Annotated in this window: 5 protein-coding genes and 1 pseudogene; 4 read left to right on the forward strand and 2 right to left on the reverse strand. The window is 70.6% G+C overall.

The features are described from left to right. Positions 1–2,457: 2,457 nt before the first annotated feature. Entirely contained in the window at positions 2,458–3,405 is a 948-nt protein-coding gene (locus KBX00_RS29895) for a hypothetical protein (RefSeq protein WP_374225367.1), read from the reverse strand. Between the two features lie 1,206 nt (positions 3,406–4,611). On the opposite strand from KBX00_RS29895, the pseudogene KBX00_RS29900 reads away from it, so the two are divergent. The 3 genes and pseudogenes from KBX00_RS29900 to KBX00_RS25665 form a co-directional block, all read left to right on the forward strand. After that, positions 4,612–8,007 (forward strand): annotated as a pseudogene (locus KBX00_RS29900) (C2 family cysteine protease); the annotation flags it as partial. Between the two features lie 47 nt (positions 8,008–8,054). After that, entirely contained in the window at positions 8,055–8,879 is an 825-nt protein-coding gene (locus KBX00_RS25660; protein WP_307869080.1) for a DUF6406 domain-containing protein, read from the forward strand. 51 nt (positions 8,880–8,930) lie between these two features. Then, the gene (locus KBX00_RS25665; RefSeq protein ID WP_210830623.1) at positions 8,931–9,776 is read left to right on the forward strand and encodes a DUF6406 domain-containing protein; all 846 of its coding nucleotides are present in this window, start codon (positions 8,931–8,933) and stop codon (positions 9,774–9,776) included. A 17-nt stretch (positions 9,777–9,793) separates the two neighbouring features. Here the strand turns inward: KBX00_RS25665 and KBX00_RS25670 are convergent, their stop codons facing one another. Further along, positions 9,794–10,336: a hypothetical protein gene (locus KBX00_RS25670; protein ID WP_210830624.1), complete on the reverse strand. Its 543-nt coding sequence runs from the start codon at positions 10,334–10,336 to the stop codon at positions 9,794–9,796. Between the two features lie 68 nt (positions 10,337–10,404). On the opposite strand from KBX00_RS25670, the gene KBX00_RS29905 reads away from it, so the two are divergent. Next, a complete protein-coding gene (locus tag KBX00_RS29905; protein WP_374225366.1) occupies positions 10,405–10,656 on the forward strand; it encodes an SCO4848 family membrane protein in 252 nt (83 codons plus the stop codon). Positions 10,657–11,280: the final 624 nt, after the last annotated feature.

Below are 11,280 nucleotides of genomic sequence, written 5' to 3' on the forward strand. Positions count from 1 at the left end.
ACTGACGGGCCCGATCTTCGCCGGGCCGCTGCCGGTACGACCTTCGGTGGTGCGCTGCTCGACGCCGATCCCGCCCGGACCGGGGAGGCCATCCAGGCCGCCGTGGACGGCGGGGCACTGCCCGACCGCGCCCGCGTCGACCCGGCCACCGGCACCGTCACCCTGGACACGCTGGACGGTCCGTACCGGGTACGCATCGAGCTGACCGATCCTGCGGCGAACGTGCCGCTCGTCCCCGTCGCCACCGTGCAGTACCACCCCGATGGTGCGGTGGTGCGGGTGTCGACCGGGGCGCATCCGGACCACGTCCGCCGTGCCGTGGCCGCGGCCCTGACCGAGGTGGACACCGTCGCTCAGGAACGGGCCGCGGGGCTGCGCGTCGACGCCACCGCGGCGCTCGCCGAGGGCGCTCGGCCGGAGGGCAACGGTTCCCGGACTCTCACCGCCCGGGACATGGGCCGCCTCGCCGAACTGCGGGTCGTGCTCACCGACAGCGCCGCCACGTCAGAGCCGGCCCGAGCCGGTCAACTACGAGCCGAGGCGTTGAGTCTGCTCGTTGCCTCCGGGCTGCTGGAGCAGGAGCCGGCCGCCCCCGTTCACGGACACGGCGCCAACGTGCCAGTGGTCGGCCCGAAAGCGGCCCAGGCGCGCCTGGATCTGATCCGGAACCATCTCGGCACCCTCGCCCCGGAGGTCGAGAACCTGCTCGGGCTCGCCCAGAGCGACGGGCAGCAACTCGTCGGACAACTGCGCGTCGCTCAATCGGCGGTCCGTGCTGAGGCCCGAGCCTGGGCCCAGCAGGCGACCGCCCTGCGCAACGAGGCCGACGTCGCGCTTACCGCCCGGGTGGACTCCGCGCTGGACGCGGCACCCGATCATGTTTTCGGCCGGTTGGTGATCGGTGGTGGCTGGGCCGCCACCGCTGACTTCGTCACCCTGGGCGCTCCCGCCGACCCCGGGAACGGTCTGCCACCGGTGCTTTGCGTCTCTCAGGGGCACGACCCGTGGGCGGAGCGGCAGACGCTGCTGATGGGGCAGGTCCCCGCCGAGCTGGAACTTCCCGGGCTGCCGTTCCAACCGTCCGACCTGGGCGAGGAGGGCACCGGGTTCACCCCGTCCGATGTGTTCGCCGACGCGGTGGGCGCGGCCCGCGCGCTCAACGGCATGCCCACCTACCAGGGACTGGCCACCTCGGTCACGCCGCGCCCGGCTGACGCCACCGGATGGCCCGACGGTGCGAACTTCCGGGTGACCATCGGCGGGCGGGAGTTCTTCACCGCAGCACTGGACATCGCAACCGGTCCCGGCCCTTCCCGGGTGCCCACCGCGCCGACCGGCACCGCCGGCGAGTACGTCGACCCCACCACCGGTTACCGCGTGAACCGCTCCGGGACCGCACCAGTGTTCCGCGACCCGGCTGGTGCGGTCGTCGGTCTGGAAAGCCTCCCCCCGCACGTACGAGCCGTTCTCGGCGGTACGGACGCCTCGGATCTGCCACTGCTCACCGATCTCAGTGGCCGACTGACCGACCCGCTGGTGGTCGACCCGTCCAGCGGCCACGCGGTGAACATCCTGACCGGGCAGGTGCACGACCCGGCGGGCGACCCGGTGGACCCACGGGCACTGCCCGAGGAGGTCGCGGCCCGACTCGGCCACGCCCGGGACGGCTCGTTCACCGATCCCCGCCCGGCCGCGTCGCCGGTCGACTTCGGCGGGCAGAACCTGGCCGACACCTACCAGCCGGGCGACCGGGTACTGGTCTACGGGGCGGGACCGTCCGGCGCATGGGACATCGAGCAGGCCGCTGCCTCCGCAGCGGGGCGCATCGACTGGTCGGCCCAGGCCAGGCCGCTACCGGCCGACCGGGTGACGGGTGATCCCATCGTCGACGCCCGAGCGCAACTGGAGTTCAGTTTCAGCGGCGGCGATAACCGACGTAACAACCTGCCCGGCCTCGGTGCGTACTCAGACGCTGCCCAGGCCCGCGTGTCGGACATGGCGCTGCGCAGCGTCGTCGGCATCCGGCACACGGTCGACGGAGCGTTCGTCGTCGGGTTCAGCGACGGCACCGAGCAGGTATACGACCGAGTGGTGCTCTCGATCGGGCAGGAGCCCCGGCTTCCCGGTGGCGTGCACACCCTGCTGTCCGAAATCGAGTTGGCAACACTCGAAGGACCGTCCATCCGCACGAAGGACCCGGTCCCTGACCTGCTGGGGCTACGTGACCGCAGTGGTCAGCTCAGGGTCCTCGGCGGTGCCAGCGTGGCCGGGGCGCTCCTGGCCAGGGTCGATGAGGGCCTGACGGAGGTCGTCCTGCGTCAGGCAGCGGCACTGCCCGACGACTCGCAGGGCATCCCGCCCAGCATCCGGTTCCACGCCCAGCGAATCGCCGAGGCGAACCGCGGTGTCCCGCCGGTGCCGCCGTCGATCGACGGCGGCGCGCCGCCGGATTCTCCTTCAGACCTCATCCCAGAGGGCGATGCTGTACAGCTTCCAGCCCCACTGGATGTCGAGCCAGGGCAGCGGGCCGTACCGGGCGATCAGTTCCTGCCCGAGCGGAGGCATCTCGACCCAGACGGGCGATCCGTCGATGTGCTGCCCGTGGCCCTGGGCGGTGACCTCGACGGGGTTGCGCCGCAGGTCGACGTAGCGCAGGGCGGGCAGGTTGCGGGTGGCGGCGAGGGTCTCGGCTCCGGCCGGGCCGATGCCGCAGCGCGCCAGGCCCAGCCAGCGGATCCGGCGCAGGTGCGGGGAGTCGACGAGGGTGGCGAGTCCGTCGTCGCCGATCGGGTTTCCGCGCAGGTCGAGGGCGACCAGGCGGTCGAGGCAGGCGACCTGGGCGACGTCCGTCATGAGGCCGGCGGCTTCGGTCAGGACCAGGTGGCGGACGGGGTGGTGGGCCCAGACCTCGTCGCCGTGGTCGATGAGGGTACGCGCGGTCATGGTGACCGACTCGATGAGGCCGTTGCGGATTCGCCAGTCGACGAGCAGGTGAGCCACGGGATCGGCGAGGCGCGGGTGGATCCGCCGGTGCAGGAACAGCATCTCCCTGGTGCCGTCGGCCCCTTCCAGGTCGAGGCGGATCAGATCGGCCCGCTCGGGATCGGTGGTCTCGATGGCGTCGGCGTAGCGTCGCCGCAGGTCGAGGTCGTCGGGGTCGGCGAGGATGGCGGCGTACAGGTCGGCGGGCGTGGCCATGACGCCAGGGTATCGACGGGCGACGCGATCACTGCCGGTGCCGTTCCGGGCTCCACCTTCCACGGTCTGGGCCGCCCGGTGGCCGACCCGGCGGCGGTGCTGGATCTGGCCCGGTCCGCGCTGCCGCAGATCGCGCAGTACGCCCGGGTGGACGCGGTGACCCCGATCGGGCCGGACCTGTTCGAGATCCGCACTGCCGGGCAGCATCCGCTCACCGTACGGCTCGCCAGTGCTCCGCTGCCCGACGGCCTGGTGGCCCGATCGACCCGCGACCCGGACGGCGTCCTCACCGTCACGGTCTCCGACCGGGCCGCCGATCCGGTGGTGGCGCGGGCGCTGGCGCACGAAGTCGCCGAGTTGGCGGCGCTGCACGAGGCCGGTCGGGCGCTCGTCGGTCCGCTGGACCCGGGTAACGTCCAGGGCCCCATCGACCCGACCGGGCTGACCGCCCACGACCGGGGCCGGATGGCGGAGATCCGGCTGCTTGCCGCCACGTACGACGCCGCCGACCCGGGCACCCGACCTGCCGTGCGCGCCGAGATCGACGCCCTCGCCGGTCACCTCGGCCTGCGGGTCGGTGACCCGGACGTCCGGTCACGGTGGGCGGTCCTACCTCGGGACGTGCTGGCGCACCTGATGCGGCTCAGCGTGCCGTCGATCACGCCCGAGGCGGTCGCCACGGTGCTTGCCGGTGGCGCGACCCTCACCGAGGTCGAGCGGATCAGGTTGTTCGACTACCGGGCCAGACTGGCGCCGGACTTCCAGGTGCCCCAGCAGGCGGACCTGGACGCCCGGCTGCGGGAGCTGGCGACCGAGGCCGAACACGCGCAGGCCGGCCTGCCACGGATGCCGGCCTTCGCCGGTCAGATCGTCGGCCTCCCGCAGGCAAGACTCGACCGGATCCGGGCGGTGGATTCGCAGCTCGCCGACCGGATTGCCACCGAGGGCATCTACGTCGACCTGACCGGCCGCTACGACCTGCGTCCGTACATGGTGCCGAGCGTGCCCGCCGTCGACCTCGGCGCCGCACGCCCGGCGTTCGATCTGACCACCGAGGTTGGGCGGCGCGCCCAACTGCACGAGGACCGGCAACGGGCCCGGGCAGCGCTACGCGGTCTCCACGGTGACCAGGCGGCGGCCCTGCTCACCGGACACGACTTCCACTACCAGGGCACCGCCAGGTGGATGGGGCTGGTACCGGACGTCTTGACCGATGCTCTGCGCAGCATCACCCCGGTGCCGACGACCACCGCCGCCCACGTGGACAACTCCGCGACACCGGAGACGGCCGGAGAGATCCGCGTCGCGGCAGACCGGGTGACCCTGCCACCCGAATCGGCACACCAGCCCGGCCCGGTCTACGGGGCGGCGCTGGACGCCCGCACCGGGCAACCGCCGCCACTGTTCGACGGGCCACCGAAGCGGGAGGACGTCCAGCAGGGAGCCCTCGGCGACTGCGGCATGATCGCCGTGATCGGCTCGGTGGCTGGTCAACTGCCGGACACGGTCGCGCAGATGTTCCACCCGAACCCGGACGGCTCGGTCGACGTGGTGCTGCACGAGACCAGTGGGCCGGACCGCGCGATCACGCCGACCGGTCGACAGCTGCGGGTGACCGTCTTCCCGGACGTGCCGTTGCACCCGAACTCGAACGGCCACAGCGCGTACGCCGACCAGTCCGTGGTCGGATCGGCCTGGGCGTCGCTGCTGGAGAAGGCGATCGCGGCGATCGACCGGACCTGGACCCAGCAGCGCCACGACCAGTGGCAGCAACAGTGGACCGCCCGGCCGGGCGTGGACGCCGCTCAGGCGGCGCCGCTCGGCTACGCCCGTCTCGACAACGGCAGCAGCCGCCTGGTGCAGGCGGAGCTGCTCGGTCAGCTCACCGGCCTGCCGACCGGGGTCAGTGAACTGAACCCGACACCGGGCCGGGAAGCCGACGCCGAGGCACGACTGGCGGCTCTGTTGTCCGCCGGCAGCCCACTGATCACCGGCAGCCGGCCGGCCGACGCCTACGCTACCCAGCCCGGGGGCAAGCCACCGTACGGACTGGTCGCGGGGCACGCTTACGAGATCGTGTCGGTCAGGGACGGCGAGGTCCAGCTGCGCAACCCGTGGAACTCGCAGCATCCGGCGCCGATGCCGCTGCGCGCCTTCCTCGACCTGATGAGCCCCTGGTACGCCCACGTCGAGTTGGCCCGCAGCAGCGTGACGGCGCTGCCCGGCTCGGCGTTCCACGGCCACGGCCGGCCTGCTGCCGACGCCCCGGCCGTGCTGGACCGGGCCAGGCTGGTGCTGCCCAGCCTGGCGGAGCAGGTCGGCGCGGATCAGATCGTGGCGGTCGGCCCCGACGCCTTCGAGGTGCGTGCGCCCGGCCTGGCGCCGCTGCACGTCCGGGTCACCGCCGCGCCGCTTGCCGACGGTGTGGTGGCGCAGACCATCCGCAACCTGGACGGCACCTTCACCCTCACCGTTTCCGACCGCGCCGGGGACATGGCGGTCGACCGCGCGGTGGCGCACGAGGCCGCCGAACTACTGGCGCGGCACGAGACTGGTACCGCCCAGGTGGGGCTCTTCGACCAGGGCGCGGCGGAGGTACCGATCGACCCCGGTGGCCTGTCGGTCCGCGACCGAGGTCGGGTGGCCGAGCTGCGCCTGATGGCCGCCTGGTACGCCCAGGCCGACCCCGCCACCCGGCTCGCCCTGCGAGCCGAGATCGACATCCTGGTCGACCGGCTGGGCCTCCGCTGGGGTACGCCCGACGCAGCCGCCCGCCTCGCCGTCCTGCCTGCCGACGTGTGGACCCACGTGATGCAGCTGAGCCTGCCGGTGATCACACCGGAGGCGGTGAGCGGTGCCCTGGCCGTCAACCCCAACCAGACGATGGTCGAGCGGTTCCGCGCGCTCGACTACCGCACCCGGCTCGCCCCCGACCTCCAGCCGCCGCCCGCCGCCGACGTGGCCGCGAAGCTGCGCGAGTTGGCCGTGCACGGGGAGCAGAGCCAGTCCTCCCTGCCCCGGATGCCCGCCCTGGCCGGGCAGCTCATCGGCCTGCCGCCGAACCTGCTGGACCAGGTCCGCCAGGTCGACCCGCCGCTGGCCGACCGACTCGCCACCGAGGGCATCTACGTCGACCTGACCGGCCGCGTCGACCTGCGCCCGTACACCCTCGAAGGCGCTCCCGAGTTCAACCTGGAGAGGTCCGTACCCGCATACGACCTGAACACCCCCGCAGGCCGGAACGCGCTGCTCGACGAGGACCGGACGCGTACCTACGCCGCCTTCAACGTCGAGTACGGGTCGAATCCCGCCGCCATGGCGGTGCTCGCCACGCACAGCTTCCACTACCAGTCGGATGCGCGGCGGATGGGGCTGGTGCCGACGGCGCTGACCGAGGCGCTGCAGGCGATGATGCCGTCCGACCCGGACGTCGAGGTCGAGGTCACCCCGACGGTGACAGCAGACGAGGTCACCGTTGTGGCGGATCGGGTGACGCTGCCCGATCCGAAGCGCAAGCATCCGATCGAGTACGGGCGCTCCCTGCTGCCGGCAACGGGCCAGCCGGCGCCGCTCTTCGACGGCCAGCCCGGACGGACGCAGGTGCAGCAGGGCATATTGGGTGACTGCGGGATGCTGGCCACGATGGCGGCCCTCGCCGGGCATCGACCGGAGAACATACCCCAGTTGTTTGAGCCGCAACCGGACGGCACGGTGGACGTCCTGCTGCACGAGACTGTGTTGCGCGGAGACAGGTCGGTGGCGACCGGTCGGCGCATCCGAATCAACGTGCGACCCGACGTCCCGGTGCACGCCGGCAGTTCCTGGGCCGCGTATGCCGACCAGTCGGAAGTCGGCGTCGGGTGGGCAGCGGTGTTGGAGAAGGCGCTCGCCGCAGTGGACCGCACCTGGACCAAGGAACGGCACGAGCAGTGGCAGCGCGAGTGGCGCGGGTGGGAGAGCAAGGACGACCCGCACCGTGCCGCCCCCATGGGCTATGCGCGGCTCAACGTCGGCAGCACCACCCTGATGCAGGCCGAGTTGCTCACCCAGCTCACCGGCCTACCGGCCCGGCAGACGCTTCTCGATGCCACGCCGGGTCGAGAGAAGGCGGTCGAGCGTCAACTGACTGCCCTGCTCGCGGCCGGCAGTCCGATCACCATCGCGACGTGGTCGATGGATATGTATCCCGGGCTTACCACCTTGCCCCACGGGCTTGAAGAAAAGCATGTGTACGAGATCGTTGCTGTGCGGGACGGCCAGATAAGGCTACGCAATCCCTGGAACACGGAGCATCCGTCATTGATGCCGGTGCGGGCGATGCTGGACTTGATGCAGCCTTGGTGCGCACACCTGGACCAGACATCGATCGCCGTTCCGCCATCTGGATCGACGAGTGGCGGCCCCGCAGCGAACATCCAGCCACTCGTGCCGTCGCCCCGATCGTCCGCCGAGACGGTCGTCAACCGCCCGCTGGCCGTTCCAAGCCCGGGCGCTCCGCTTGTCGATCAGCCCGGCCCGCCGGCCAAGCCCGCGTCGCCGCCGCGCACCCTTGGTCGCACCCACCTCGATGACGAGCACTACGCGATCAACTACTTCGCGATGCTTGCCGGGGACGGTAGCGTTGCTGGCCTGATGGTGTCCGAGATCGGCGGCCCGGGACGCTCGCTGCACTGGACGGCCGGTGGCGTGGCGGCGGGGCAGGCGACGCCGGCACCGGTGGGGCGCGCGGAGGCCGAACGGATCGCCCGCGACGTGCTCGGTTTCGTGCTTCCCGCCGAGCCGGACTTGTACGACATGCTGGACGCCTGATCGTGCCTGAGGGAACCGGGAGAGAGCTGGTGCGCTCGTTTACTCACGTGGCCGTCGTTCAGAACAACACGACGACGCCGGTCGGGCCGGCTCGGTTCGGGGTGCGCTGGGTCGATGTCGGGCCGCCGGTGCGTGTCGAGATCATTGTCATGCCATTCCAGCGCGACGAGAGCTTCGCCCACGAGGTGACGCTCGGTGAGACCTTCCCGGTGGGCGAGGAGACCTGGCGCTTCGCCGACCTTGACATGTCCAGCGCTCACGACTGGGAGGTGACCGTTCGCCGGGTCGATGAGGACGAGGTGATGGAGCCGCCGACCGGGCGGCTCTGGAAGCGAGCACGGCTGCGGCCGTACGGCCAGTTGGACGAGCCCCAACTCCAGTCGCTGGAGGCCGCGCTCGGGGCTCAGCTACCGCGGGGTTACCGGATCTGGCTGGGGCGGAACAACGGTGCACTACCCGAGGTGCCACACCACATCCCCGGGATGCCGATCAGTCTGCTTCCGCCGGGCCCGCTGTTCGGCGTTCACCCCGAGTACCCTCCGTTCGATTTGGTGCACGCCCAGCGTCGATACCGTGACCTCTGGTTTTCGCGAGCCTGGCTGGTCATCGCGAAGGCGGCAAGTGGGCTGCTGGTTGTCTCTGCAGAGTTGGGCAACGAGAGCGTTTATTTCGTACACGATTTCGACCTGGTCGGCTCGCGGGACCCAGCCGCTGTGGCCGCCCGGGAGCGGAAGCTGAGGGCGGTGGCCTGGTCCATGCCCGAGTTCATCGGCCGGTTGACGCCGATGGAACTGGACCATTTTCCTCCCGTGGAGATCCACCCGCCCGGGACGTATACGGACCCCGCCAACTATGAGAACGGGCAGCTATGAGCAAGGCGCGGCCAGCCGTGCGTTGCGCCATCTGATCTGAGGAGAGAGCTGGTGCGCTCGTTTACTCATGTAGCCGCTGTTCCCAGCAACGCGACGGCGAGCGTTGGGCCGGCCCGGTTTGGGGTGCGCTGGGTCGATGTCGGGCCGCCGGTGCGTGCCGAGATCATCGTGATGCTCTTTCAGCGCGACGAGAGTTTCGCCCATGAGGTCATCCTCGGTGAGACCTTCCCGGTGGGCGAGGAGACCTGGCGTTTCGCGGATCTCGACATGTCCAGCGCGGACGACTGGAAGGTCACCGTCCGCCGGGTGGACGAGAATGAGGTGATGGAGCCGCCGACCGGGCGGCTGTGGAAGCGGGCTCGGCTGCGGCCGTACGGCCAGTTGGACGAGACCCAGCTCCAGTCGCTGGAGGCTGCGCTCGGCGTTCGACTTCCAGTGAGTTACCGGCACTGGCTCGGCCGGACAAACGGTGCCGAGCCCGAGACTGAACACCACGTTCCGGGTAAACCGTTCTCTCTGTTGCCGGAGCGCCCGCTGTTCGGCGTGCATCCCGATCATCCATCGATCGACCTGGTGCATGCTCAGCGCGTGCACCGGGATCCTTGGCTGTCGCCGGACTGGTTGGTGATCGCCAATCCGTCCGGCGGGCTGCTCGTGGTCTCGGTCGGGAAGGCAGGAGACGAGATGGTCTACTTCGTGCACGAGATGGACCTCGTCGGCGCATCCGGGCCGGCAGCCTCATCCGCTCGGGAACGGAAGCTCCGCGCGGTCGCCTGGTCGATGTGGGAGTTGATTGGCCGGTTGACCCCGGTAGAACTGGACGACCTACCGCCAGTCCAGATGATGCCGCCGGGCAGCTTCACCGACCCGCGCGACTACGAGGACGGGCCGAAGTAGCCGCAGCGTGAGGCGCTTCAGCCGAGCCGCGCAAGCATCCCGGCGTACGCATCGCGGACGGCGGTGAGGCGGTCCCGCCGGAACCGGCCGGGCTCGCGCTGGTGCAGCTGCCGGCCACGGTCGCTGGTGAAGGCGCTCGCCGGGACGACGGCCCCGTCCGGCGGGATGAACTTGCCGACCTCGTCGAGGGCGGCCACGGCCCGGGCCAGCACGGCTCGGGCCCGCTGAGCGGCCTCGCCGGCCCCGGGGTCGGCCGGCACCTGTCCGGCGTACGCGTCCGAGACCAGCAACCATTCCCCTGGGTCGAGCAACTGCGAGGGCTCGTCTCCGCCGTAGTGGAATCCGCCGCCCGCCGGCGGCGTCACAGGTGGCAGCCGGAAGAGGAACTCCCGTTCCTGACCGCACCCGGCGCAGGCGCCCGTGTACCGGCTGGCCAGGTCACCGTCGTCGAGCGCCACCACCGCGCTGTTCCGAGGGAAACGTGTCTCGCCGCAGGTGCACGGGTGTAGATCCATGTAGAGGTGCGCCTCCGCGTTGGTGCGGCTCAGCAGGGGGTCCATGCGATCCACCGTACCGATCGGACGCTTCCGCCGATGTCCCGGTGCAGGCGCTGGCATACTCGCCGACCATGGTGTTGTCGCGTGGCTGGGCGGTGTTTCTCGCCGGGGTCGGGATCTGGACCTGGGTGATCTGGCCGAGGTTTGCGGTGGCCATCTGGAACGACCCGAGGTCGTGGTCGAGTGGGGTTGTCGGCACCTGGCCGGCGACTACCTTCCTGTGGATACACGCACTGCTCATTGCGGCGTCGTTGGCCATCGGCACGGCCGTGGGTCTGCTGGGCGTCCGTGGGTGGCGTGCGTTCCGACGGGGTACGCCTTGAGGCACCGCCCGGGCAGCCGCATTAGGTTCGGGTCTGCAGCGAGTGTGACGGGGACCGCGCCCAGCCGATTTGACGATCAATCCGCCGGGCGCGTAACTTTCTCTCTGCCAGCGCGGAAGGGGCAAACAGGGCGAAAGTCCTGAGAGCCAGGTTCCGGCAGGCACTGGGTTCGCGGAGGATTCCTCCTCTGTGGACCCGGCCGGGTGGGGCTCGACCGAGCCGCCGAGGGGCGGATTTGGTGGGGCGGAACCGACCGGGTAAGGTTTACGACCGGCAGGGAACCGGACGAGCCTGCGGGCAACCGCAGCGGCCGGCCTGCCAAATCCGATGACCGAGTCAAGCGGGCGACCGCTGTCCTCGATCGTGGGTGCCGAACCGTATGAAGCGTGACGGACCGGGACAAGCCGGTTTGACTCGCCGCAGAGGGTGAGGTAACGTAGTAAAAGTGCCCGGCGCGGTTGTGTTGGGTGTGGTGCCCCGGATGGTGGCCCTTGTGAGGGGTTGTCTGATGGTGTGTGGTTGTTCTTTGAGAACTCAACAGGGTGCTTGATAAGCCAGTGCCAAATTTGTTTTTTCCCGGGCTGGCCAGTTTTTCTGGTTGGTTTGGATTCCTTTGGCAACATT

This window comes from Micromonospora sp. C95 (assembly GCF_018070465.1).
Lineage (GTDB): Bacteria > Actinomycetota > Actinomycetes > Mycobacteriales > Micromonosporaceae > Micromonospora.

What these genes read in the sequence shown, in the direction of transcription:
- KBX00_RS29895 (WP_374225367.1), bottom strand. Translation starts at nt 3,405, where the DNA reads ATGCTGCCCGGCAGTGCGGATCTCGAACAGGTCCGGCCCGATCGGGGT.
- KBX00_RS25670 (WP_210830624.1), bottom strand. Translation starts at nt 10,336, where the DNA reads ATGGACCCCCTGCTGAGCCGCACCAACGCGGAGGCGCACCTCTACATG.
- KBX00_RS29905 (WP_374225366.1), top strand. Translation starts at nt 10,405, where the DNA reads ATGGTGTTGTCGCGTGGCTGGGCGGTGTTTCTCGCCGGGGTCGGGATC.